Consider the following 23,597-nt stretch of genomic DNA (forward strand, 5'->3'; position numbering starts at 1 on the left):
GCGAGTGGCTGACAGGTATGGGAACGACGTACTCGCGGGTGACTGGCGCAAGCCCAAGAACGGGCGGACCGTCGAGGTCGAGATCGAGAAGGGCATGGTCGTCGAGGAGCCCAGCTCCGGGTTCGTCGGCGCGATCGTGCGCTGGGAGCACGGCGTCGTCGACCTCGAGGACCGGCACGGGAAGATCCGTACCTATCCGCTCGGGCCGGGGTTCTGGCTGGACGGCAAACCGGTCAGCCTGAAGCCGCCGAAGAAGGCCGGTCCGGCGAAGAAGACCCGAACCGCGTCCGGTTCGGTGGCCGTCGACAACGTCCGCGCCAAGGTCGCCCGGGCGAGCCGGATCTACGTCGAGGGCCGGCACGACGCGGAGCTGGTCGAGAAGGTCTGGGGCGACGACCTGCGGATCGAGGGCGTCGTGGTCGAGTACCTCGAAGGCGTCGACGACCTGGTCGAGATCGTCAACCGGTTCCAGCCCGGCCCGGGCCGGCGGCTCGGCGTACTCGTCGACCACCTGGTCGAGGGCTCGAAGGAGTCGAAGATCGCCGCGCAGGTCAGCAACCGCTACGTGCTGGTCGTCGGGCACCCGTTCATCGACATCTGGGAGGCCGTCAAGCCGGCGTCGGTCGGGATCAAGGCGTGGCCGCGGATTCCGCACGGGCAGGACTGGAAGAAGGGCGTGCTGCAGTCGTTCGGCTGGCCGGCCACCGACCAGGCCGACGTCGCCGCAGCCTGGAAACACATCCTGTCGAAGGTGAACAGCTTCGCCGACCTCGACCCGGCGCTGCTCGGCCGGGTCGAGGAGCTCATCGACTTCGTGACTCTGGACTGATCGGCGGCATCCGCTGCTCCAGCCAGCCGCGGATCCGGCGGCGGGTACGGCGGACGTACCAGGTGATCGCGCCGAGAACGGCGCTGAGGGCGAGGATCGCGCCGGCCAGTACGGCGGCGACCAGCCGCAGCGGGCCGACCGCGGCGGCGACCACCAGCAGCACGATCCCCACCGCGGCTGTTGCCAGCGGCAACCATGGCTCGAAGACCGGCGGCCGTTGCGCGGGCGTCAGCTTGGCGCCGCGGACGGTCCGCTCCCACACCGCCTCCCGGGCCGGCTCGGTGAACCAGCGCGCGGTCCGCAGCAGCCACGAGCCGGGCTGGTGCTTCCGCCCGGCGGCCGCCTTCACCCAGTCGCCGACCTGCGGGCCGAGTCCGCCGGAGACGTCGACCATCCGGTCCGCGAGGCCCTTGGTGATCGCGCGGCCCTCGGGTGAGGCGTTCAGCTCGTCCCGCATCGTCAGCAACGCGCTCATCCCGGCGTCGACCGGGAAGTCCCGGGCCAGCCGCTCGATCCGCTCGGCGACCGCGTCCAGCTGCCAGCCCTCGGCCTGCAGCACCTGGTGCTGGGTCTCGCGGATCCAGTCCGCGTCCGCGCCGAGCATCGCGCCGAGGTGCGCGACGCAGTGCAGCCGGCCCATCAGCCAGTCCCACCGCCGCCAGTCCGCGGCTCCGAACGCGCCGAAGTGCCCGACCTGGCTGCCGTACAGGATCCGGTCGTTGAGCTCGTTCGCGATCGACCCTTCCTGCAGGTCGTCGAGCACCGCGAGCGGGATGTCCGGCCCGAGCCGGAGGAACTGGAACGGCGCACTGCGCTGCTCAGGCGTGCGCGCCGACGTACACCGGGACACGATCTCGACGTCGAGCGCGAGGTCCACCAGCTCCTGGCCGACGCTCCTGGTCAGGCCTGCGAACGCGTCGCCGAGCGTGCGCTGGATCTGCAGCTGCTCGAAGATGTCGTTCAGCCCGACCGCGACTGCCTCCGCGCCGCCGGCCGGGCGCAGGTCGAGATGCGCGGCCGCCAGCTGCACGTCGAGGGCGTCGCGGACCGCCTGCACCTTCAGCAGACAGTCGCTCGCCGCAGTCAGCCGCTTCTCCAGCGCGGCACGTCCGACCCGCGGGGCCGCGCTGATCTCGGTCCGCAGCGAACGCAGGATCAGCCGGACGATCCGTTCCGCCGAGCCGGTCCCCCACAGCCAGACCGGCTTGCCGTCGGCGTCCTCGTGCAGCGCGGTCGTCGACCCGTCCGGCGCGGGCACCCACGGGTGTTCGGTCCGCAGGACCTCGTCGATCTCGGTCTCCGACAGCGCGGTCGCGGCGTCCAGGACGGTCGACTGGTCATGGCTCGCGATCGTCACCGCCTCCCACACGCCGCCGGCCGCCCGGCCCCGCGAATACGCCGGTTGCAGCGCGGTGGCCGCGGCCCGCAGCCGGGTCCGCTCGTCCGGTTGCTCCAGGCAACGGTCGAAGAGCCGCTGGGTGTCGGACCAGGACGCGTCCGCCTCCAGCAGCAGGCGTTCGAGCTGCTCGACGTCCGACCGGAAGTCCACCTCGCGCGGGAACTGCACCGCGGACAGCGCGGACACCCGCCAGCTCGGCTCCTTCGCCGCGGGCAGGGCGGTCGCCGCGTGCCCGATCCCGGCGGACGGTACGACGTACAGCACGTAGCGGGTCGCCTTGCTGGTGACCGGGCGGCGGGCGACGACGTCGAGCACCGGGCCGAACGGCGCGTTGTCGAGTACGCCGCCGTCGATCAGCCAGGCGCCGGCCTCGGCCGGACCGGGACGCAGCCGCGGCGGCTGGGCGGCCAGCTCGGGTGTCTCCAGTACCGGGCCGAACGCGGCCGGGAACGACGCGGACGCCCGCGCCGCACGCGCCAGCAGCTCGGTGTCCTTCAGCCCGTTCTTGTCCTCGGTGACGAACTTCCGCTTCGCCCCGTCGTACGTCGGCGCGTCCTCGCTGGTGAAGCCGTACAGATACCGGTGATCCGGTACGACGAACGCCTGGCCGGCCGCGTCCTTCGCCTCGAACTGCTGCACGCCGAGGCCGGACGCGGTCACGAACAACGTCACCGGCTCCTCGGCGGAGCTCTCGCCCGCTTCGGCGACGTCCTTGAGCAGGCCCTCGACCTGCTTCAGGAAGTACTTGCCGTCGAGCACCGACGGCGACTTCACGCCCGCGGACGGGACCAGCTTGCCGACGTCGAGGGACCCGAGCGCGACCCACTTCTGCCGCAGCCACGGGCCGTTCTCGCTGTCCGGGTCGAGGGTCGACCCGTTCGCGATCGCGGTCGCCAGCAAGGACCCGTTCAGGCCGCCGGCGCTCGTTCCCGCGATCACGTCGACGACGATCCGCCGCTGTTCGTCGCCGCGCCGGCACAACTCCCGCCACCGGTCCGCGATCACCGCGTCGTACCGCTGCGGCCCGGGCACCCCGGACCGGCCGGACGCCCGCCGGATCAGGTCCAGCTCGTGCGTCACGCCCCCCATCCAGACCGCCAGACTGACGCCCCCGTTCAGTACCAGAGCAATCCGGATCTCGTGGTCACTCATCCGCCGCGCACCCTCCAGCCCTCACCGAAGCCGAGCGTCTACCGTACCGATTCTGCCGGTCACGTGTGCAGCTGGTCGACGAAGGTCCGGGTGATTCGGGTGGGGTGGGTGATCGCGGTGCCCACCACGACGGCGTAGGCGCCGGTGGTCAGGCAGGTCTGGGCGTCCTGCGGGTTGCGGACGCGGCCCTCGGCGATCACCGGAACGTTGACGTGACCAACGAGTTCGGCGAGGAGCTCGAGGTCCGGGCCGCGGCTGACCGGGCGGGCGCCGGTGTAGCCGGCGAGCGTGGTGCCGACGCAGTCCGCGCCGGCGTCGATGCTGTGGAGCGCGTCGTCGATGCTCCCGCAGTCGGCCATCACCAGCGCGCCGCGGTCGTGGACGGCGGCGATGCTCGCCGCCAGCGGCTGCCCGTCCGGCCGCTCGCGGGCGGTGCCGTCGAGCGCGACGACGTCCGCTCCGGCGGTGACGCAGTCGACCGCGTCCGCGACCGTCGGCGTGATGAAGACGCCGTCCGAGCCGCGTTTCACCAGGCCGATCAGGCAGACGTCGATCAACGGGCGGATCGCCTTCAGGTCCTCGATGCCTTGCGCGCGGACGCCGTACGCGCCGCCCTGCACGACCGCCTGCGCGACGGCCGCCATGATGGCCGGCGACCGCATCGGCTCGCCCGGGTACGCCTGGCAGGACACCACCAGTCGCCCCTTGAGCGAGGCAAGCGCCGATTCCCCCGTACGCGCGATCATGCCTTCATCCTCCTCATCACGTAGTGCGCTGCACCGCGCAGCGCCGTCTCCGCACCGCCGCCGGACACCTCGAGCGGCGTCTCCGCGACGGCCGGGATCAGCCCGCCGCGGTACGCCGTCCGCAGGGCCGACTCCCAGACCTCGCCCGCGCGGGCGACACTGCCCGCAACGACGACCAGCCGCGGGTCGATCGCGTTCACCAGACCGGCCGCCGCGGCACCCAGCGCCGTACCGCCGGTGTGCAGGGCCGTCCGGGCGAGTTCGTCCGTACGCCGGGTCAGGTCGCGGGTCGTGGTGACCGCGGGATCGCCGCCGTTCGCGTGGTACCAGGCAAGGATCCCGGAGCCGCTGGCCACCGCCTCGAGATGGCCGATCCGCCCACAGGGACACGGCATCCCGGCTGCCTCGGCGGAGACCACATGCCCGAAGTGCCCGCCCGCGTGGTGCGCCCCGAGCACCGGCTCGCCGTCGAGGACCAAGCTCCCACCGATCCCCGTCCCCGCGACCAACGCCAACAGGTCCGGTACGCCGTACTCGATCGCCAGCCCGACCCCGAAGGCGTTCCCGTCCCCGAGCACCCACACCGGCAACCCGACCCGCGCCGACACGAGCTCCGCGAGCGGCGTACCACCCCACCCGGCGATGCTGTTCGTCGAGCTGAGCACCCGCCCCGCACCAACATCCACAACCCCAGCAGCGGAAATCGCCACACCAACGTCACCGGGCCCCCGCAGCCCCTCCAACAACCCAACCACCGCGTCGACGACACGGGCCGCCCCGCCGGCGGAGGTGGTGGAGGTGGTGGAGGTGGTGGAGGTGGTGGACGAGGCGGACGCCCCGCCCGCGGAGGTGGTGGACGAGGCGGACGCCCCGCCCGCGGAGGTGGTGGACGAGGCGGACGCCCCGCCGACGGAGGTGGTGGACGAGGCGGACGCCCCGCCCGCGGAGGTGGTGGACGAGGCGGACGCCTCGCCCGTGGGCCAGGTGGAGGAGGCGGAGGGCTCCGTTCCGTCCGGAGCGGGCGCGTCCTCGGGCGGGGTCGGAGCCTGGTGGATCTCCGAGCACAGTGCGCCGTCGCCGCCGACCCGGGCCGCGGCGATCTTTGTTCCGCCGATGTCGGCAGTGAGGATCACTGGGCGGCCCTGCTGATCACGAGGTCGTAGTCGTAGCGGTCGCCGCGGTAGATGGTTTCCGCGATCTCCACGGGTACGCCGGCCTCGGTGTAGCTGACCCGCGTGACCTGCAACGCGGCAGCGCCGACCGCCTGGTCGAGGTGATACGCCTGGTCGCGGTCGAGGTTCACCGCGTGGATGGATTGCGCGGCCCGCTCCACGGTGATCCCGGCCGCGCTCATCTGCGCGTACAGCGAAGCGGCCGGATCGAACGCGGACCAGTCCGTCCCCATCGCCGGCAGGTGCACCGACTCCAACGCCATCGGCGTACCGTCGGCCAACCGCAACCGTTCCAGCACGAGTACGTCGGCACCCGGCTCGATCCGCAGCCGCCGGGCGACATCCTCCGTCGCCGGCTGCACCGCCGTACGCAGAACCGTCGTCGACGGTGTCAGCCCGCGCTGCTGCATGTCCTCGGTGAAGCTGGTCAACCGCAACGTCTTGGTGACCACGTCCGGGTCCGCGACGAACGTCCCCGACCCGTGCACCTGGTAGATGACCCCGCGCCGGACCAGCTGGTCGATCGCGCGCCGGACGGTCATCCGGCTGACGTCGAGCTGCTGCATCAGGTCGCGTTCCGACGGGAGGTGGTCGTGCGGCTGCAGCTCCCCCGCCCGCCGCGCGAGCTCGTCGGCAACCTGTTCGTACTTGGGCCGCTCCTGTGCTGGCATGGTCACCCCTTCACCGCGCCGGCCGCGAGGCCGCTGACCAGGTACCGCTGGGCGAAGACGGCGAACAGCACCGGCGGCAGGGTTGAGAGGATAGCCGTCGCCGAGATGTCACCCCACCGGATGCCGGTGCTGGTCACGAAGTTCGCGGCGCCGAGCGTGATCGGGGTCGCGTTCGACGAGGACAGCACCAGCGCGAACAGGTAGTCGTTCCAGGAGAAGATGAACACCAGAACGGCGACCGCGACCAGCGACGGCGCCAGGATCGGCATCAGCACCGAGTACAGGATCCGGTAGGTGTTCGCGCCGTCGACCTTGGCGGCCTCCTCGACCTCGACCGGTACGTCGCGGAACCCGGCCGACAGCAGGATGATCGCCAGCGGCAGGTTCAGGAACGTGTTCGCGAGGATCAGCCCGGGCACGGTGTCGAGCAGGCCGAGGTTCGACATCAGCAGGAAGTACGGCACCGCGAAGAAGATCGCCGGCAGCAGCCGCAGCCCGCTGGACGCGTTCATGACGAACCGGCCGCCGAAGCCGAGCCGGATCGCGGAGTACGTGCTGGGGATCGCGATCGCCAGTACCAGCACGACCGCGCCGAGCGCGATCAGGCCTGAGTTCAGGAAGAACCGCGGGAAGTCGTACCCGGCGGCGCCGAGCGCGTTCGCGTAGTGCGCGCCGGTCGGCGTACCGATCGCGGTCGCGCCGCGGGAGATGTCGCCGTCGGACCGGAAGCTGACGAACAGCGCGTTGAACCACGGCACGTTGACGACGACCGCGATCAGGCCGACGGCGGCCGTCGTACCCCACAGCCGCCGTTTGCGGGCGGTCATCGGGCCGCCCCGTCCGGGTTCGCGATCCGCTTCACGAACAGCGGGACGAACGGCAGCAGGACCACCATCACGATCGCCGACGCGGCCGCCGCCAGCCCGAACCGCCCGGACTCGAACGCGGTCTTGTAGATGTAGATGCTCATCGTGGTCGTCTTCGTCCCCGGTCCGCCGGCGGTCAGTACGTAGATCACGTCGAAGGTGCGGAGCGCGTCGATCAGCCGCAGGAAGACCGCCGCGAAGATGATCGGCTTCATGATCGGTACGACGATCGAGCGCACCGTCCGCAGCCGCCCGGCACCGTCGACCTGGGCGGCCTCCAGTACGTCGGTCGGGAACGACTGCAGGCCGGCGTACATCACCAGGAACGCGAACGGCGTCCACTGCAGGACGTCGAGCAGGACGAGCAGCGGGACCACCGTGTCCGGCGCGAACAGCGAGACGTCCAGGCCCACGCCACGCAGCGCGGCCGGCACCAGGCCGATGTCGCCGTTCAGCAGCAGCCGGAACATCACGCCGAGCAGCGCCGGCGCGACCATGATCGGCACCAGCAGCATCGTGAAGAACACCTTCTTGCCGGGGAACTCGCGGTTCACCAGCAGCGCCAGGCCGAAACCGAGGACGGTCTCGATCGCGGTCACCGCCAGCGCGAACAGCGCGGTGAACCGGGCGGCCGCCCAGAACCCGGGATCGGTCAGCACGGTGCGGAAGTTCTCCACACCGGTGAACGCGGTCTCCGGGTTCTGCAGCGAGAGGCCGTAGAAGCCGGTCTGGATGCCCTGGTAGACCGGGTACGCCACGAAGATCAGTGCGAACACGATCAGCGGCGAACCCAGCACCCACTTCGGGACGCGGGACGTGGAACGCATGCTCACCCGAGCAGCTTCTGCAGCGCGGCGTTCGCGGTCTCCACCGCCGTACCGGCGTCCTGCTGGCCGACCCACGCGCCGCTGAGGCTCTCGGCGAGCTTGCTGTACGCCTCGAAGGTGTTCGGGAACACCGGCACCGAGTAGCCGTACTTGTCGATCGACTCCGCGATCTGCCCGAACGCCGGGTTGATCGCGGTGTTCGCCTTCAGTACCGCGGGCATCGCCGGGATGCCGCCGGCCTTGGCGTACGCCGTCATCGCGTCCGGAGTGGCGAGGTAGTCGAGGAACTTCTTCGCGGCGTCCTTGTTGCCCGAGTACTTGTTCAGCGCCACCGCGAGCGCGTGCACGTGGGTCTTCTGGCCCGGCACCGGGGCGATCGCGATCTTGCCCGCGACCAGCGGCGACTTGGCCTTGTCGTTGAGCTCGGCGAAGCCGGCCGACCACTGCAGCGCGAACGCCGTCGTACCGGCCTTCAACGCGGCCTGGGTCTCGGGGAACTCGGCCTGCGAGCTGTCCTTGGAGGTCCAGCCGTTCTTGTAGATCGTGCTGTAGACGCCGACCGCCTTCTTGGCCGCGTCGGTGTTCAGGTTGGCCTTGCCGTCCTTGGTGGTCCAGGAGCCGCCCTCACCCCAGAGCACGTCGTCCCAGATCATCGTGTTGTAGAGCAGGTTCTTGGCCTGCAGGATCGTGCCGTACTGCGTCGGCGACGCCGGGTTCGCGGTCTTGCTGAACCAGGCCGACATCGCGACGTAGTCCTGCCAGTCCCACTCGGCAGCGGGCTTCGGGTCGCGCTTCTCCCCGATCGCCTTCGCGGCCACGGCCTGGTACGCCGGCCACTGGCTCTTGGTCGCGAGCAGCGCGTCGACGAGGTCCTTGCGGTACAGCAGGAAGTGGTTCGAGACGTCCAGCGGCAGCGCGTACTGCTTGTCCTGGTACTTCAGCCCGTCGACCGCGACCGGGAAGTAGTTGCTCGCGTCCACCGAGGTCAGCGGGTCCAGCGAGTTCGCGTACTGGCCGACGTTGTAGCTGGCCACGAAGTAGATGTCCTGCTGGCTCGACTTCGCCGCCATCAGCGTGGCTTCCTTGGAGAAGGTGTCCTGGCGGGACAGCAGGGTCATCTCGACCTTGATCTTGTCCGTGGCGCCTTGGCCGGCGTTGTAGGCCTCGACGACCTTGCCCATGGCGTCGCCCTCGGGCCCGGGCCACAGCACCATCTTCACGGTCCCGCTGCCACTGCCGGCAGCACCGGCATCGCCGCCGGTCTTGGACCCGGTACTGGGCGCACAACCCGCCAGCGCGATGCCGGCGGCGAGGGCGAGGGCCAGCCCGGCTGCCTTCACATTCATCCTTGGACTCCCAACTGGTACGGACCAATGATGGGAGAATAGGCATAGTTTGCGCTCGTGTCCAGCGAAAGTGGGCGCAAGTGGTCAGGTCCAATTGCCGGAGGAGATCGTCAGGAGGCGGCGAGGACCAGAGTGGTGGTGGCCGCGGTGCCGTTCCGGGAGTAGCCGAGCTCGATCTTGTCGCCGGCCTTGCGGGTCAGCGTGGCGACCACGAGCTGCTCGCTGTTGGTCGCGGGCCGGCCGTCGATCGTGGTGATCACGTCACCGGCGCGCAGGCCGGCCTGGGCGCCCGGTCCTTCGGCGGCGAGGACGAACAATCCCTGCTGCTGCTGGGATTGCGGCAGCGTCTGCACCTGCAGGCCGGTCGTCGGATGTCCCGGCCGTCCGGTGCTGATCAGCTGGCCGGCGACCTCCTTCGCGACGTCGATCGGGATCGCGAAACCCAGCCCGACGCTGCCGCCGCCGGAGACCCCACTGGCGTTCGGCACGGTCGCGATCGCGGCGTTCACCCCGACCAGGTGGCCGGCGCAGTCGACGAGCGCGCCGCCGCTGTTGCCCGGGTTGATCGACGCGTCGGTCTGGATCGCGCCGATCAGGTGATGCGTCACGCCTTCACCCGGCACTGGTACGTACCTGTCGAGCGCGCTCACGATGCCGGTCGTGACCGTACTGCTCAGCCCCAGCGGTGCGCCGAGCGCGACCACCGGCTGGCCGACCTGCAGCGTCGCCGACGACCCGAGCGCGATCACCGGGAAGCCCTTCGCCCCGTCGGCGGCCTTCAGTACGGCGAGGTCCGTGCTCGGGTCCCGCCCGACGATCGTCGCGGCGGAGGTGTGCCCGTCGCTGTACCGGACCGTCACCGCGCCGCCCGCACCGGCCGCGACCGAGATGACGTGGTCGTTGGTGAGGATGTAGCCGCCGTCCCGGAACACCTGCCCGGACCCGGTGCCGCTCTGGTTGCCGCGCTGCGCGGCGATCGTGACGACGGACGGCAGCACCTCGTTCGCCACCGGGATCGCGGCACACATCGCCGTACCGGTGTCCGCGGCCGCGGCCGGTGTGGTCCGGTCGCCGCGGGTCGCGAGGAAGACGATCGCGGTGATCAGCGCGCCGACGACCAGCCCGACGGCCACCGCCACCAGCAAGGGCGGCGTCGGACGCCAGCCGGACGAACCGCTGTCAGCCTGGACCAATGGGCTCCCCTCCTCATGGTCCGCCTTTCGACGCTACCACCGGGGGAACCAACGGTCACGCGCTGTCGCGGATCACCAGCTCGGTGCTGTAGATCTCCGGCGTGGTGTGCTCGGCACCGGCGATCTTCGCGAGCAGGATCTCGGCCAGCCGCGCGCCGAGCTGCTCCACCGGCTGCCGGACCGTCGTGAGCTTGGGCGTGGTCGTGGTCGCCAGCACCGAGTCGTCGAACCCGACCACCGCGACGTCGTCAGGGACGCGGCGGCCGCTCTGCGAGAGGACCCGGAGCGCAGCGGTCGCCATCAGGTCGGAGGCGACGAACAGCCCGTCCAGGTCGGGATGGTCGTCCAGCAGCCGCAGCGTCGCCTGTTCACCACCGTCCGCGGTGAAGTCGCCGTACGCGATCATCGCGGGCAGCCCGGCCTCCTTCATCACTTCCTGGTAGCCGGTCAGCCGGTCGATGCCCGCGGTCATGTCGAGCGGCCCGGCGATCGTCGCGACCTTCCGGCGCCCGATCGACAGCAGGTGCTGTACGCCGGTCCGCGCACCGGCGACGTTGTCCACGTCCACACTCGCCACCGGTACGTCGACGCCGAGCGGCCGCGCGCTGAACACGATCGGCAGCGGCAACTGCGCCAGCTCCTGCAGCACGTTGTCACGGCCGTGGTGGCTGATGATGATCGCGCCGTCCACGTGCCCGCCGCGCAGGTACCGCAGCAGCCGCTGGTCGTCGGCCTCCGCCGGCTCGATCAGCAGCACCAACTGGGACGGCGTCGGCGCCAGCGTCCGGCTGACCCCGCTCAGCATGCCCGCGAAGAACGGGTCCGAGAACACCCGGCTGTCCGGCTCCGGCACCACGATCGCGATCGAGTCCGTACGCCGGGTCACCAGCGCGCGGGCCGCCCGGTTCGGGACGTAGCCGAGCTGGACGATCGCCCGCTCGACCGCGGCCACCGTGTCCGGCAGCACCTTCGGCGACCCGTTCACGACCCGCGAGACGGTCGCCCGGGACACGCCCGCGAGCGCCGCGACCTGTTCCAGTGTCGGAGAACCGGACTCGTTCATGGCCCTCCTCGGTACGTGATCGGCCTGCGTTCACACCGTAGTCCCTCGCCGGTCGATCATGCGTCGGTCGTTGGCCACCGGCAAGGGGCGTGTCGGCAGAAAACTTCAGCTGCCGACCCGGACGTTCGCGGCCTTGTCCGCCGCCGCCAGGGCCTCGCGCCAGGCGGCGTCCGGATCCTGCTTGCCGGCGTCCACCCGGGCCAGCGCCGCGGTGAAGATCTGGTTGATCTCGCCGTCCCGCGGGCCCTTGTGCTGCTTGAGGATCACGCTGCGCGCGCGGTCGACGAAGATCTGGCCGACCGGCGCGTTGTTGAAGTACGCGTTCACCTGCGACTTCACCTGCGGGTCGTCGTACGCGTCCAGGGTCGACGGGAACGAGCCGATCTTCTTGAACACCTTCACCTGCTGCTCCGGCGCGGTCAGCCAGGCGGCGAGCTTGGCGGCCTCCTCGGGATGCGGCGACTGCACCGGCACGGTCAGGTACGACCCGCCCCAGTTGCCACCGCCGCCGGGGAACACGTCCGCGACGTCCCACTTGCCCTTGCCGAAGGCGCCCGCGTTGTCCTGGATCACGCCGAGCAACCAGCCCGGGCAGGCCATCGTCGCGAACTTGTCGGTGCGGAACGCCGAGTTCCAGGCGTCGCTCCAGGCCGGCAGCCCCGCCGACAGGCCGTCCCTGCTGCCCGCGACGACCTGGTCCCAGGTGCGTTTCAGCAGCGGGTTCTCGGCGCCGAGGAAGCGGTCCTGGTTCGAGTAGTACGCCTGGATCAGCTGGTTGCGCATCGCCTCCCAGGTCAGGACGGCGGAGTCGTACCAGGCCGAGCCCGGGACGCGCTGCTTGAACTTCCGGCCGGCCGCGAAGTACGAGGGCCAGTCCTCGAACAGCGTCGCCACCCGCGCCCGGTCGGTCGGCAGCCCGGCCTTCGCGAACAGGTCGCGGCGGTAGCAGATCGCCTCCGGCCCGATGTCCGTGCCGTACCCGATGATCTTCCCGTCGGCCGTGGTCGCGCCGTCGAGCTTCCAGCCCAGCCAGCGGTCCTTCAGGTCGTCCGCGCCGTACTTGCGCAGGTCGACGAACTGGTCCGCCTTCGCCAGGTACTTGTAGATCCAGCTGACCTCCATCGCCTCGATGTCGGCCAGGCCGGTACCGCGGGCCAGGTTCGCGTCCAGGTTCTTCACGTGGTCGTCGACGGTCTTCGCGTGCTGCTCGACGATCGTGATGTTCGGGTGCTGCGCCTCGTACTCGGCGTACAGGTCGGCGTACCCGAACTCGTTGAAGGTCGCGACGGTGAGCTCGATCTTCGGGCCGTCGGCGGCGCCGGGCGTACCGGAACCGCCGGTACAGGCGGTGACGAGCAGCAAGGTGGCACCGGCGAGCAGACCGGCGACGGGACGGCAGCGGACACGGGGCCGCATCGGGTTGCTCCCTGGAGCTGGACGGGTTTGAGAGCGCTCTCGGATCGCGAAAGTGAGCTGAGTCTCAGACCTCGGCACCGGATATGTCAAGTGCCGTCTCGTCACCGTACGTCAGCGGGAGCGGGGTGGCCCCACCGAGTCGCGGACCACGACGACGGTGCCCAGCGTGGTCACCTGCTGCTGGTGCGCGAACGGGTCCGCGCTCGGCTGCTGACCGGCGATCCCGGCCCGGACGGCGGCCCGGCCGAGCTCCTCGAGCGGGACCCGGACCGTCGTGAGCGCGGGCTGCAGTTCGACCGCGACCGGTACGTCGTCGTACCCGACCACCGAGATGTCGCCCGGGATGCTCAGCCCGCGGTCGCGGAGGGCGGCGTACACACCGGCCGCGACGATGTCGTTCGCGGCGAACACCGCGGTGAAGTCGAGCCCCTCGTCGAGGGCGCGCAGGGTCTGGTCGTGGCCCCACTGCCGGCCGAACGCGCCGGTACGGACCAGTGCGGGATCGTGCTCGAGCTTGCGGGCGGCGTACGCCTGCCGGAAACCGCGCACCCGGGCCGTCGTCGTGGACAGCGTCGTCGGGCCGCCGAGGTACAGGATCCGCGTGTGGCCGGCGCTCAGCAGGTGGTCGGTGATCGCGGCCGCGCCGCCGGCGTTGTCGTAGTCCACGGCGTACGCCGGTACGCCGGACTCCAGGCCGGGCCGCCCGCACAGCACCAGGCTGGAACCGTTGTTCGCCAGCTGCCGCGCGCGCTGCCCGATGGTGGCGAAGTACTCCTGGTCCTCGACCGCGCCGCCGACCAGGATCACCGCGTCCGCGCGCTGCTCCAGCAGCAGGTCGACGAACCGCAGCTCGGCGGAGTCGCCGCCCTGTGTCGAGCAGACCAGGCAGAGCCGCCCCGACGACAGCGCCTCGGACTGCACCCCGCGGGCGATGTAGGCGAAGAACGGGTCGACGATCTCGCTGACCACGATCCCGACCACCCGGGTGGTGGACCCGGCGAGCGCCCGCGCGTGCGCGTTCGCGACGTACCCGAGCTCCCGCATCGCCCGCTCCACCGCGGTCCGGGTCCCGGCCGCGACCGGATAGTTGCCGTTGACAACACGGGAGACGGTCGCGGTGGACACCCCGGCCCGGGCGGCCACATCCCGGATCGTCCGCGCCGCCTCCGGATCACGCCGGCGCGCCCGCGCCCGCGGCGGTTCCGCCGCCATCGTCCACCTCCTCGCCCAGCTGTACGCCGGCCCGCGTACCGTCCGCGAACCGCACGCTCACCCGGGTCCCGTGCACCGTCACGCCGATGCTCTCACCCAGCTGCCGCGCCCACACCGTGTCGCCGGACAGTACCACCGCCGCAACCAGCACCCGGGGATCTTTCCCGTCGTACTCCACCTCCAGGTACGGCGTCGCCGAGTGCGGCCCGAACGCATTCGAATCCAGCCCCCGCCGTACGCCGGCCCGCTCATACCCATGCAGTCCCACAACCACCGAACTCAACCGATCCACCGTCGTAGCCCGCGCCCACACCTCACCGGTCCCCTCATCCGGCCGCTCAACTCCCGCAACCGCATAACCCCCATGCCGCACCACCCCCGCCGGCCCTTCCACCAACGCACACCGCACCTCAACCCGCCCCCACACAACAGACCTGACCTCAACCCGCCCCTCCCCCACCTCCCACCAAGACCCCACCGAAACCCCCCGCGCCTCCTCCACCCCACCACACCCCGGCACCGCGTGCCCCACACCCACCGCGTGCGCCGCACCCACCACCTGCCCCACCTCCGCCGCGTGGGGTGTGTGTTGTGGGTGGGGAGGGGTGGTTCGTGTGGGTAGGCGGTGGATGTGGGTTCGGGTGGCTTGGGTAGTTAGGAGGAGTTGGTTGTCGACCGCGTCGTCCGTGAGCTCGGGGGCGGTGCGGGTGGAGTAGGCGAGGCGGTTGTAGTGCGGGTCGCCTTCGCCGCCGTGGTCGCTGCCGTGGTTGAGGAGGCGGACGATCCCGTCGTGCCTGGTCGCCTGGATCAGGAACCCGGGCGCCGGCATCCACCGCACCTGGTCGCGTACGTCGAGCGGCACCGCCTCCTCCCGCGCCGTCCACACCTCGTGCTCGGCCGGAAGCAGCAACCCGAGGAACCCCTTCGAAGCCCAGTACGGCGACGCGGGACCGGAGTACGGCTGCGTCACCGGAAGGAAATGGTGATGCCACCCGAGCGTCAGCAACCCCCGCTCGTCCGGTACGCCGTGATCGACGAAGTGCCGCAACGTCCCCGAACACAACCGCCGCGTCTGCCCCGGCGTCAACGGGGTCGCGTCGAGCAGCGCCCCCATCCAGTACGGCGCCGCCGTACCCATCCGGTAACACAGCGACCGCCCGAAGTGCACCGGCGCCCCGTCCGATCCGGTGAGATGTACGGCGTCCTCGATGAACCGGTGCAGCCGCTCCCGGTACACCGCCAGCCGCTCGTCCGCCGACGGTCCCGCCATCCGCGTCCACAGCCCCGGGTACAGGTGCATCGCCCACCCGATGTAGTGGTCGAAGTTCTGCCCGGGCCCGTCGGAGTACCACCCGTCACCGACGTACCAGTCCTCGATCCGCTCCAGTCCCGCGTCGATGTCGTCCGGCGAGTACGGCGCCCCGACCGACGCGAGGAACTGCTCGCCGACGACCTGGAACAGCCGCCAGTTGTTGTCCCACGTCCGCGACCCGACGAACCCGCTCAACCAGTCGACGACAACCTGCTGCTCCGGCCCGTCCAACCGGTCCCACAACCAGGCCCGCGACTCGTGCAACCCGACCGCGATCGCCGCCGCCTCCACCATCTGCTGCGAACACGGCGTCAACCGAGGCCACTCCCCGGCCGCCCCCGCGACGAGCCCCCGCGCGTACCGCTCCACCAGCCGCTCGTCCCCCGCACCCGCCGCGATCCGGAACGCCGCCAGCAGGAACGACCGCGCGAACCCCTCCAACCCGTCACAGTCCGCCCCCGACCAACTCCCCCGCCCCGGCAACCGAACCTGCGCCCCACTCCCCGAAAACCAAGGCACCAGCGAATCCAGCAGATGATCCGCGACCGCCAACCACGTCCCCCGCGTATACCCGGTCCGCGAAGACAACACCCGATCCGGCCCCGGCAACCACAGCCGCCGCTCTCCCACAGCGGAAGGTTGACGGGGTTCGGTGGGGGTCATGCGATGCGGCTGAGGTCGGCGTGGGTGATGGGGTGGGCCAGGGGTTGTCCGGTGGCGAGGCGTTCGAGTTCGGTGGCGGCGGCGGCGCCGAGGCGGGTGGATTCGTTGCCCATGGCACCGGCGAGGTGGGGGGTGATGAACACGTTCGGCAGCCGCAGCATCGGCGAGTCCGGAGGGAGCGGCTCGGGGTCCGTCACGTCGAGGATGGCGTCCAGCCGCCCCGCCACGCACTCGCGCTCGAGCGCCGCATGATCCACCACGGGACCGCGTGCCGTGTTGATCAGCACCGCGCCGTCGGGCATCGCCGCCAGCAGTTCCGCCGTCACCAGACCGCGCGTCTCCGGCAGCAGCGGCGCATGCACCGTGACGATCTCGCTTGCCGCGAACAGCTCCGGCAGTTCGCACCACCGCGCGCCGAGCGCCGCCGCCTCCGTCCGGGTCAGGTACGGATCACTCACCAGTACGTCGACATCGAGGTGCCGGAGCCGCTCGATCACCTGCCGCCCGATCCTGGACGCGCCGAGCACGCCGACCGTCGTACCGAGCGTGCCGAGAATCGGTGCCCCGGGCAACGGCCGCTTGGTCCCCGACGTCCGGAACCAGTCCCGCAGCCGGAACGCCCGCTTCGCCGCCAGCACGATCGCCGCCAAGGTGAACTCCGCCACCGGGATCGCGTTCGCCGCGGCCGCCGACGACACCTCGATCCCGCGCTCGAACACCACCGGATCCACGAACGTCTTGATCGTCCCGGCCGCATGCACGATCGCCCGCAGCTTCGGCGCCGCGTCCAGCACCTCGGCGGTGATCCGCGGACACCCCCACCCGGTCAGCAGTACGTCGGCATCGGCCAACTCATCAGCCACCGAGGCGAACGACCCCCGCAACCGCGGAACGCACCCCAGCACCGCCGCCCCGCCCGCCCAAAGCCCACTCGCCCCCGCACCGCCCACCAGCAGCCCGTCCGTCCGCACACCGCCCGTCCGCAGCCCGTCCGCCCCCACGCCGTGCGCCCGCAGCCCGTCCGTCCCCACGCCGTCCGCCCGCACGCCGTCCGCCCGCAGCCCGTCCGTCCCCACGCCGTCCGCCCGCACGTCGTCCGCCCGAAGGCTGCCCGTCCAGGCGCGACCCGGCTGGACACCGCCCGCCGCGCCACCCAGCCGCGCCCCACCCGACTGCGCGCCACCCGACTGCGCACCGCTCACCTCCGCGCCATCCAGCTGCGCACCACCCGACTGCGCACCATCCGGTTGCAGGCCGAGGAGGTGGGTGACGGCTGCGAGGCGGTTGCGGGCTGCCGGGGTGAAGACCTCCGACCAGGTGTCGGCGGGCATCGCGACGAGGGTACGCAACCGCGGCCGGTGGACCGGGTCGGTTTCGGGGTTCGGCACGGATCACTCCTAGTAAACGGTTACTGGAAACCGTAAGCATCGAACCGCAGCCCGGTCAAGAGAACTTCCCGCAAGCGCTTGACAGCAAGGCAGTACAGGTTTCATGGTTGCTGACACATCCGACAGCAAGCGTTTACTATCTGGAGGAACATGCATCGCGTCAGCCGTTCGTCGCGCCGGCCCGCGCCCACAAGCCCGCGCCGGCAGTCCGGCCTCGGCCTGTGGGCGCGGCTGCGCCGGGACCGGGTGATGCTGCTGCTGGTCCTGCCTGGCTTCCTGTTCTTCGTGGTGTTCCACTACGTGCCGCTGCTGGGCAACGTGATCGTCTTCAAGGACTACCAGCCGTACCTCGGCTTCAAGGACAGCCCGTGGGTCGGCTTCGGCAACTTCACGGTGTTCACCGAGCCCGCGTTCTACCGCGCACTGCTGAACACGCTGAAGTTCGCCGTACTCCAGCTGGTCCTGTTCTTCCCGGCCCCGATCGGGCTGGCGCTGCTGCTGAACAGCATCGTCAGCCCGAAGATCAAGCGGTTCGTGCAGAGCGTTGTGTACCTCCCGCACTTCATCGGCTGGGTGATCCTGATCTCGATCAGCCAGCAGCTGATCGGCGGCACCGGGCTGCTCCCGCAACTGCTCGGCGACCTCGGGCTGCCGCGCGTCGACCTGATGACCAGCCCCGGCTTCTTCCCGTGGCTGGTGACGTTGCAGCTGATCTGGAAGGACGCCGGCTGGGGCACGATCATCTATCTCGCCGCGCTGCTGAACATCGACACCGAGCACTACGAGGCGGCCGCGATCGACGGCGCCGACCGGTGGCGGCGGCTGTGGCACGTGACGTTGCCGGGCATCGTGCCGGTGACCTTGCTGCTGCTGATCCTCAACCTGGGCAGCATTCTCTCGGTCGGCTTCGAGCAGATCCTGCTGCAGCGCGACGCGGTCGGCGCGGACGCGGCCGAGGTACTCGACACGTACGTCTACTTCCACGGCGTACTCGACGGCCAGTGGGGGCCGGCCGCCGCGGTCGGACTGGTCAAGGGCGTGATCGGCCTGGCTCTGATCCTCGGCGCGAACAAGATCGCGCACCGCTTCGGCCACGAAGGGATCTACTCGCGATGAAGACCTCCCAGCGCCCACCGTGGATGGAGGCGCCGAGCAAGGCCGGGCTGGCGCTCAAGAGCGTGGTGATCGCGATCGTCTGCCTGCTCGTGCTGTACCCGTTCGTCAACATCATCGCGACCAGCCTGGCCGGCGAGTCCGAGATCACCCGGCGCGGCGGGATCATCCCGCTGTTCCCGAGCGAGCCGACGCTGGCGGCGTACAGGACGATCTTCGCCGGCGGTGTCGTGAGTCACGCGCTGCTGGTCAGCGCGGCGATCACGGTGATCGGTACGGCGCTGAACCTCGTCGTCACGATCGCGCTGGCGTACGGGCTCAGCCGGCCGATCGTCGGCGGGCGGTTCCTGTTGACAACAGTACTGTTGACGATGTTGTTCGGCGCCGGGATCATCCCGAACTTCCTGCTGGTCAAGGCGCTCGGGATGTACGACTCGTACGCGTCGCTGATCGTCCCGGGCCTGGTCAGCGCCTTCAACTTCCTGGTACTGCGCAACTTCTTCCAGAACATCCCGGCCGAGCTGCTGGACAGCGCCCGGATCGACGGCGCCGGCGACCTCGCGATCCTGATCCGGATCGTGCTGCCGCTGTCGAAGGCCGTCCTCGCGGTCGTCGCGCTGTTCTACGCCGTCGGCCACTGGAACGCGTTCTTCAACGCGCTGCTCTACCTCAGCGACACCGGCAAGTGGCCGTTGCCGCTCGTACTGCGGCTCTACGTCCTGCAGGGGCAACCCGTCGGCGGCGGCACCGAGGCCCCCGGCGAGGCGGTCGCCTCGATCCAGGCCGTGCAGATGGCGGTCGTCGTCGTGGCGCTCGTCCCGATCCTCTGTGTCTATCCGTTCCTGCAGCGCTACTTCACCAAGGGCGTACTCACCGGCGCCATCAAGGGTTAGGAGAAATGACCGTGACCACCTCTCTCGATCGCCGCAGCTTCTTGCGGAGCGCGGTCGGTGTCGCCGTGATGAGTGCGACCGGCGTCCCGGCGCTGGTTGCCTGCAGCAACGGCAGTACGACGGCCGGGACCGCCCGCGCGTCCACGGTCACGCTGCCGTCGTACGTGCCGTTCGCCGGGCCGAAGCCGGATCTGGCCGGCACCGCGGACGGCGTGCCTCCGGGCTACCGGACGTACCCGAAAGAGCTCGTCACCACGGTGAAGTCGCCGCCGTTGAGCGGCGGCAAGGTCAGCGTGATGACCGACATCTTCGACCCGCTGCCGCCGTCGAAGGACAAGAACGCGGCCTGGCAGGCGGTCGAGAAGCAGCTCGGCGGCACGCTGGACCTGACCATCGTCCCGGACAGCGACTGGGCGACGAAGTTCCAGACCGTGCTGGCCGCCAACCAGCTGCCGGACCTGTTCCTGCTGTCGGACTCGACGCTCGTCAACAATCTGCCGGCGTTCCTGTCGGCGAAGTGCACCGATCTGACGCCGTACTTGAGCGGCGACAAGGTGAAGGACTACCCGAACCTGGCGAACGTCCCGCAGGTGATCTGGCAGGCGTGCGTCGTCCAGGACAAGATCTACGGGCTGCCGATCCCGCGCAGCATCACCGGTGGCGCCGGCTTCTACAACAAGCGGCTGCTGGACGCCGCGGGCATCGAGTACCCGGCCAGTGCCGAGGACTTCCTGGCCGCGTGCAAGGAGCTGACCAAGCCGCAGCAGGGCCAGTGGGCGATCGTGAACTCCAAGGGCAACACGTTCTTCACGTTCGTCCAGCAGATGTTCGGCGTCCCGTACGGCTGGAAGGAGGACGGCGGCAAGCTCGTGAAGAGCTTCGAGACCCCGGAGTACAAGGCCGCGCTCGAGTTCGCCGTCCAGCTGGTGAAGGCCGGCGTCACCGTCCCCGGCTCCGACGGCGCCGACGGCACCGCCCGGAAGAACTCGTTCAAGTCCGGCAAGGGCGCGTTCGTGTACGACGGGTTCCCGGCGTACACCGACTACAGCAAGGCGATGAAGCGGCTCGACCCGAAGAACGACCCGCGCGCGTTCGTACCGATGGCGCCGAAGGGCGGCAAGGCGAACACCTGGGCGGACAACGTGCTGTTCGCATACACGCTGATGAAGAAGTCCGACGACGCCCGCGCCAAGGAACTGCTCGCGGTCGCGAACTTCTTCGCCGCGCCGTTCGGCAGCACCGAGAACCTGCTGCTCACGTACGGCGTCGAGGGTGTCGACTTCACCCGCGACGCGAACGGCAACCCGAAGCAGACCAGCAAGGGCGAGGCCGAGCTCACCGTGCCGTGGAAGTACATCGCCGCTCCCCCGCAGGTGCTGTTCAGCGCCACCGACCCGACGTACGTCGACAACGCGCACGCGGACCTGACCAAGCTGCTCGGGATGGTCGTGAAGGACCCGACCACGTCGATGATCTCGCCGACCAACGACAAGTCCGGCGGCGACATCGGGCAGGCGTTCTCCGACGTCCGCAACGACGTGATCGCCGGCCGCAAGCCGATCGCTGCGTTCGACGCGGCGCTGGCGAAGTGGAAGAAGGACGGCGGCGACAAGATCCGCGGCGAGTACGAGACCGCGCTGAGCGGCGGTGCGAGCCCTCGATGAGCTGGCTGACCGAGGCCCGGTTCGGGCTGTTCGTGCACTGGGGCATCTACGCGGCCGCGGCGCGGCACGAGTGGGTGAAGTCGTACGAACAGCTCACCGACGCCGAGTACCAGGCGTACTTCGACCACTTCGACCCGGACCTGTACGACCCGGAGCAGTGGGCCGAGGACGCCTGGAACGCCGGGATGCGCTACCTGGTGATCACCACCAAGCACCACGACGGGTTCTGCCTGTGGGACTCGAAGCTGACCGACTACTCGGCGCCGCACACGCCGTACGGCGAGGATCTGCTGGCGCCGATGGTGTCCGCGTTCCGCGAACGCGGTTTCCGGATCGGGCTGTACCACTCGCTGCTCGACTGGCACCACCCGGAGTTCCCGGTGGACCTGTACCACCCGCAGCGCAAGGACGTCGACTTCATCGACCGTACGGCGGATCGCGACGTGTCGAAGTACGCCGACTACCTGCACGGACAGGTCCGGGAGCTACTGACCGAGTACGGGAAGATCGACGTGATGTGGTTCGACTTCTCGTACGCCGATCGCGGGTTCAACGCGAAGGGGCCGGACGAGTGGCGGTCCGCGGAGCTGCTCGCGATGGTGCGGGAGCTGCAGCCGGGGATCCTGGTCAACAATCGGCTGGGGCTCGGGTCCGGTGACTTCACCACGCCGGAGCAGGTGCAGCCGCCGGGGAACGAGGTTGCCGCCGGCAACGGTACGCGGGTGCCGTGGGAGGCGTGCCAGACGCTGAACGGCAGCTGGGGGTACCACCGCGACAACCACGACTGGAAGTCGCCGGCGTTGCTGATCCGGATGCTGGTCGATTCGGTCTCGAAGGGCGGCAACATGCTGCTCAACGTCGGACCGAACGGGCGCGGCGCCTGGGAACCCCGCGCGCTGGAGGCCCTGTCCGGTGTCGGTGACTGGATGCGGCTGCACGAGCGGTCGATCCGCGGATGTGGGCCGAGTCCGTACGTGCCGCCGGCGGACTGCCGGTACACGCAGAACGGGCGGCGGCTGTACCTGCACGTGTTCGCCTGGCCGATGGGGCATCTGCATCTGCCGGGGCTGGGCGATCGGGTCGAGTACGCGCAGTTCCTGCACGACGCGTCGGAGGTCAAGCGGATGACCGTGGATCCTTCGGCGCCGGCGCACACGTACCTGACCGGGCTGCCGGAGAACACGCTGACCCTGAAGCTGCCGAACCGGGCGCCCGAGGTCGACAGCTGTGTGATCGAGCTCTTCCTGCGCGACTGAACCCCCGAACGACGAAGGCACCCACCTCGACCCGGTGGGTGCCTTCGTCCTGTTCACTCGCGAATCGTCGTCGGGTCGGTCGGCGGCGGGGTCAGGTGCGCGGCCGCGATCTGGGCGGTCGCTTCGGTGTCGACCGGCACGCCCCAGGCGCGGAAGAAGTCGCTCAGGTCGTGACCCGCCGTGCGGCTGCAGAGGACGACCAGGTTGCGGAGGCGGAGTGGTTCGTCGGTGTAGTCGCCGGCGTACGGACGTTCTACCCGGACGAGCTTGTGGAGGTTGGCCCAGAACTGGTTGCCAAAGGCAAGACGGAGTTGTTCGAACATGACGAGTTTCTCGTACGGGTCGAAGGTCTTGCCGTAGTCGACACCCGGCGACCGCAGCTTGCCGGGGGCGCTCTGCCAGGGGGTGAGGCCGGTCTTCGCGTCCGGTGCGTGCAGCCGCGGCACCTGGCCGTACTTCGTCGCGAACACCGCGTTGACCGCGAGCGAGTAGATGTTGACCGTCACCTCGGTCAACGAGCTGGGCTTGTAGGTGATCTGCTGATGCTGGTGCCCGAGCTCGTGGCAGATCCCCCAGCCGCGCGTCCGCAGCCCCTCGACGGTCAGCATCCGGTCCTGGATCGGCGGCGGGAACGACATGTGCCCGTGGGTCGCGTACGCGCCGACGCCCGTGATCGCGGACGGGTACCCGACGAAGTGGTACCGGTGGACGAGCCGCGCGTGCACCGGCGCGGAACCGTCGTACCCGCTGGTCGCGTCCTCGATCCCGATGATGTCCTCGTACGTCGCGAGCAGGTCCGCGTGGTTCTCCGCGCGGTACGTCAGCGCCGACGCGCGCTCGACGGTGATCATCGCGTGCGGGCCGACGAACTCGACGTACGGCGTGGTCCGCTCGTCGAGCTGGCGCTGGAAGTCGGCCTCGCCGGTGCGGCCGAGAACGAAGTACGGCATCGGCTGTGCCTGCTCGCCGATCGTGACCTTCGCGCTGCCGGAGTCGCCGATGAGCTTCAGGTAGACGACGCCACCGCCGGCGTCGGTGACGGTGTTGCGGCCGGCCTGCAACTGGTACTCGCGGGACGACTTGAAGGCGGCGCGGGCGTCGGCGTCCGGGGCGCCGATGACCAGCGTGGGGACGAGGCCCGTGTGGACGACGACGTTGAGGGCCGTGTCGGCGGGGAGGTAGAAGCCCGTGGTGCGGAGTTCGCTCGCGCTGAGCGAGTCCTGGGTGCGGTCGAGCTCGGTCGTCCGCGCGGACGGGAGCGCCGGGATCGTGATCGTGTTGGCATCCGCGGCTGCCGCGGGTAGAGCAGGTACGGCGGCCAGTGCGAGACCGGCTCCGGTGAATTGGAGAACACGTCGCCTGGTGAGCTGCGTGGGGCGGGCGTGCGGCATCATCGAACAACCTCCTGGTTGAACT

At 70.2% G+C, this 23,597-nt stretch carries 20 protein-coding genes; 6 read left to right on the top strand and 14 right to left on the bottom strand.

Going from position 1 to position 23,597, the window contains the following annotated elements:
* The first annotated feature begins 4 nt into the window (after positions 1-4).
* Positions 5-829, top strand: coding sequence for a DUF3097 domain-containing protein (locus ACQHIV_RS17450; protein ID WP_427895568.1), 825 nt, complete (start codon positions 5-7; stop codon positions 827-829).
* Here ACQHIV_RS17450 and ACQHIV_RS17455 read toward each other — a convergent pair.
* Genes ACQHIV_RS17455 through ACQHIV_RS17465 form a run of 3 tightly spaced genes read right to left on the bottom strand, consistent with a single transcriptional unit; the run spans position 804 to position 4,881 of the window.
* Positions 804-3,380: a DUF3376 domain-containing protein gene (locus ACQHIV_RS17455; protein ID WP_427895570.1), complete on the bottom strand. Its 2,577-nt coding sequence runs from the start codon at positions 3,378-3,380 to the stop codon at positions 804-806. The two genes, ACQHIV_RS17450 and ACQHIV_RS17455, sit on opposite strands and share 26 nt — an antisense overlap.
* A gap of 59 nt (positions 3,381-3,439) precedes the next feature.
* Positions 3,440-4,126 carry an N-acetylmannosamine-6-phosphate 2-epimerase gene (locus ACQHIV_RS17460; protein ID WP_427895572.1) on the bottom strand — a complete coding sequence of 229 codons (687 nt, stop codon included), beginning with the start codon at positions 4,124-4,126 and terminating at the stop codon, positions 3,440-3,442.
* A complete protein-coding gene (locus tag ACQHIV_RS17465; RefSeq protein ID WP_427895574.1) occupies positions 4,123-4,881 on the bottom strand; it encodes an ROK family protein in 759 nt (252 codons plus the stop codon). The genes ACQHIV_RS17460 and ACQHIV_RS17465 overlap by 4 nt, the downstream gene beginning before the upstream one ends.
* 43 nt (positions 4,882-4,924) lie before the next feature.
* On the opposite strand from ACQHIV_RS17465, the gene ACQHIV_RS17470 reads away from it, so the two are divergent.
* Positions 4,925-5,275, top strand: a complete 351-nt coding sequence (locus tag ACQHIV_RS17470; RefSeq protein WP_427895576.1) for a hypothetical protein — start codon at positions 4,925-4,927, stop codon at positions 5,273-5,275.
* On the opposite strand, the gene ACQHIV_RS17475 is transcribed toward ACQHIV_RS17470, so the two are convergent.
* The 10 genes from ACQHIV_RS17475 to ACQHIV_RS17520 form a co-directional block, all read right to left on the bottom strand.
* Positions 5,256-5,969, bottom strand: a complete 714-nt coding sequence (locus ACQHIV_RS17475; RefSeq protein ID WP_427895577.1) for a GntR family transcriptional regulator — start codon at positions 5,967-5,969, stop codon at positions 5,256-5,258. The genes ACQHIV_RS17470 and ACQHIV_RS17475 overlap by 20 nt on opposite strands.
* Positions 5,970-5,971: 2 nt before the next feature.
* Positions 5,972-6,796, bottom strand: a complete 825-nt coding sequence (locus ACQHIV_RS17480) for a carbohydrate ABC transporter permease (RefSeq protein ID WP_427895579.1) — start codon at positions 6,794-6,796, stop codon at positions 5,972-5,974.
* Positions 6,793-7,662 (bottom strand): carbohydrate ABC transporter permease, encoded by an 870-nt coding sequence (locus ACQHIV_RS17485; protein WP_427896516.1) that lies wholly within the window; start codon positions 7,660-7,662, stop codon positions 6,793-6,795. The genes ACQHIV_RS17480 and ACQHIV_RS17485 overlap by 4 nt, the downstream gene beginning before the upstream one ends.
* A 2-nt stretch (positions 7,663-7,664) precedes the next feature.
* On the bottom strand, positions 7,665-9,008 hold the full coding sequence (locus ACQHIV_RS17490; RefSeq protein WP_427895581.1) for an extracellular solute-binding protein: 1,344 nt from the start codon (positions 9,006-9,008) through the stop codon (positions 7,665-7,667).
* 110 nt (positions 9,009-9,118) lie between these two features.
* Positions 9,119-10,201, bottom strand: a complete 1,083-nt coding sequence (locus tag ACQHIV_RS17495) for a S1C family serine protease (RefSeq protein WP_427895583.1) — start codon at positions 10,199-10,201, stop codon at positions 9,119-9,121.
* Positions 10,202-10,256: 55 nt separating this feature from the next.
* The gene (locus ACQHIV_RS17500; protein ID WP_427895585.1) at positions 10,257-11,264 is read right to left on the bottom strand and encodes a LacI family DNA-binding transcriptional regulator; all 1,008 of its coding nucleotides are present in this window, start codon (positions 11,262-11,264) and stop codon (positions 10,257-10,259) included.
* A gap of 105 nt (positions 11,265-11,369) precedes the next feature.
* The gene (locus ACQHIV_RS17505; RefSeq protein WP_427895587.1) at positions 11,370-12,680 is read right to left on the bottom strand and encodes an extracellular solute-binding protein; all 1,311 of its coding nucleotides are present in this window, start codon (positions 12,678-12,680) and stop codon (positions 11,370-11,372) included.
* 111 nt (positions 12,681-12,791) lie between these two features.
* The gene (locus tag ACQHIV_RS17510) at positions 12,792-13,892 is read right to left on the bottom strand and encodes a LacI family DNA-binding transcriptional regulator (protein ID WP_427895589.1); all 1,101 of its coding nucleotides are present in this window, start codon (positions 13,890-13,892) and stop codon (positions 12,792-12,794) included.
* On the bottom strand, positions 13,852-15,867 hold the full coding sequence (locus tag ACQHIV_RS17515; protein WP_427895591.1) for a DUF2264 domain-containing protein: 2,016 nt from the start codon (positions 15,865-15,867) through the stop codon (positions 13,852-13,854). The genes ACQHIV_RS17510 and ACQHIV_RS17515 overlap by 41 nt, the downstream gene beginning before the upstream one ends.
* On the bottom strand, positions 15,864-17,255 hold the full coding sequence (locus ACQHIV_RS17520; protein WP_427895593.1) for a hydroxyacid dehydrogenase: 1,392 nt from the start codon (positions 17,253-17,255) through the stop codon (positions 15,864-15,866). Before ACQHIV_RS17520 ends, ACQHIV_RS17515 begins: the two co-directional genes overlap by 4 nt.
* A gap of 150 nt (positions 17,256-17,405) precedes the next feature.
* Here ACQHIV_RS17520 and ACQHIV_RS17525 point away from each other — a divergent pair, with 150 nt between their 5' ends.
* The 4 genes from ACQHIV_RS17525 to ACQHIV_RS17540 are packed head-to-tail and all read left to right on the top strand — an operon-like array spanning position 17,406 to position 22,181.
* On the top strand, positions 17,406-18,371 hold the full coding sequence (locus ACQHIV_RS17525) for an ABC transporter permease (RefSeq protein WP_427895595.1): 966 nt from the start codon (positions 17,406-17,408) through the stop codon (positions 18,369-18,371).
* Positions 18,368-19,261, top strand: a complete 894-nt coding sequence (locus tag ACQHIV_RS17530) for a carbohydrate ABC transporter permease (protein WP_427895597.1) — start codon at positions 18,368-18,370, stop codon at positions 19,259-19,261. Before ACQHIV_RS17525 ends, ACQHIV_RS17530 begins: the two co-directional genes overlap by 4 nt.
* An 11-nt stretch (positions 19,262-19,272) precedes the next feature.
* Entirely contained in the window at positions 19,273-20,925 is a 1,653-nt protein-coding gene (locus tag ACQHIV_RS17535; protein WP_427895599.1) for an extracellular solute-binding protein, read from the top strand.
* Positions 20,922-22,181 (top strand): alpha-L-fucosidase, encoded by a 1,260-nt coding sequence (locus tag ACQHIV_RS17540; RefSeq protein ID WP_427895601.1) that lies wholly within the window; start codon positions 20,922-20,924, stop codon positions 22,179-22,181. The genes ACQHIV_RS17535 and ACQHIV_RS17540 overlap by 4 nt, the downstream gene beginning before the upstream one ends.
* Positions 22,182-22,234: 53 nt before the next feature.
* Here the strand turns inward: ACQHIV_RS17540 and ACQHIV_RS17545 are convergent, their stop codons facing one another.
* Positions 22,235-23,575, bottom strand: coding sequence for a M60 family metallopeptidase (locus tag ACQHIV_RS17545; protein WP_427895603.1), 1,341 nt, complete (start codon positions 23,573-23,575; stop codon positions 22,235-22,237).
* Positions 23,576-23,597 lie beyond the last annotated feature (22 nt).

It is taken from the genome of Kribbella polygonati (assembly GCF_050320105.1).
GTDB lineage: Bacteria > Actinomycetota > Actinomycetes > Propionibacteriales > Kribbellaceae > Kribbella.

Excerpts from the sequence above, each read along its gene's own strand:
- ACQHIV_RS17455 (WP_427895570.1), bottom strand. The coding sequence starts at position 3,380 with ATGAGTGACCACGAGATCCGGATTGCTCTGGTACTGAACGGGGGCGTC.
- ACQHIV_RS17460 (WP_427895572.1), bottom strand. The coding sequence starts at position 4,126 with ATGATCGCGCGTACGGGGGAATCGGCGCTTGCCTCGCTCAAGGGGCGA.
- ACQHIV_RS17475 (WP_427895577.1), bottom strand. The coding sequence starts at position 5,969 with ATGCCAGCACAGGAGCGGCCCAAGTACGAACAGGTTGCCGACGAGCTC.
- ACQHIV_RS17480 (WP_427895579.1), bottom strand. The coding sequence starts at position 6,796 with ATGACCGCCCGCAAACGGCGGCTGTGGGGTACGACGGCCGCCGTCGGC.
- ACQHIV_RS17485 (WP_427896516.1), bottom strand. The coding sequence starts at position 7,662 with ATGCGTTCCACGTCCCGCGTCCCGAAGTGGGTGCTGGGTTCGCCGCTG.
- ACQHIV_RS17490 (WP_427895581.1), bottom strand. The coding sequence starts at position 9,008 with ATGAATGTGAAGGCAGCCGGGCTGGCCCTCGCCCTCGCCGCCGGCATC.
- ACQHIV_RS17500 (WP_427895585.1), bottom strand. The coding sequence starts at position 11,264 with ATGAACGAGTCCGGTTCTCCGACACTGGAACAGGTCGCGGCGCTCGCG.
- ACQHIV_RS17505 (WP_427895587.1), bottom strand. The coding sequence starts at position 12,680 with ATGCGGCCCCGTGTCCGCTGCCGTCCCGTCGCCGGTCTGCTCGCCGGT.
- ACQHIV_RS17510 (WP_427895589.1), bottom strand. The coding sequence starts at position 13,892 with ATGGCGGCGGAACCGCCGCGGGCGCGGGCGCGCCGGCGTGATCCGGAG.
- ACQHIV_RS17515 (WP_427895591.1), bottom strand. The coding sequence starts at position 15,867 with ATGACCCCCACCGAACCCCGTCAACCTTCCGCTGTGGGAGAGCGGCGG.
- ACQHIV_RS17525 (WP_427895595.1), top strand. The coding sequence starts at position 17,406 with ATGCATCGCGTCAGCCGTTCGTCGCGCCGGCCCGCGCCCACAAGCCCG.
- ACQHIV_RS17530 (WP_427895597.1), top strand. The coding sequence starts at position 18,368 with ATGAAGACCTCCCAGCGCCCACCGTGGATGGAGGCGCCGAGCAAGGCC.
- ACQHIV_RS17540 (WP_427895601.1), top strand. The coding sequence starts at position 20,922 with ATGAGCTGGCTGACCGAGGCCCGGTTCGGGCTGTTCGTGCACTGGGGC.
- ACQHIV_RS17545 (WP_427895603.1), bottom strand. The coding sequence starts at position 23,575 with ATGATGCCGCACGCCCGCCCCACGCAGCTCACCAGGCGACGTGTTCTC.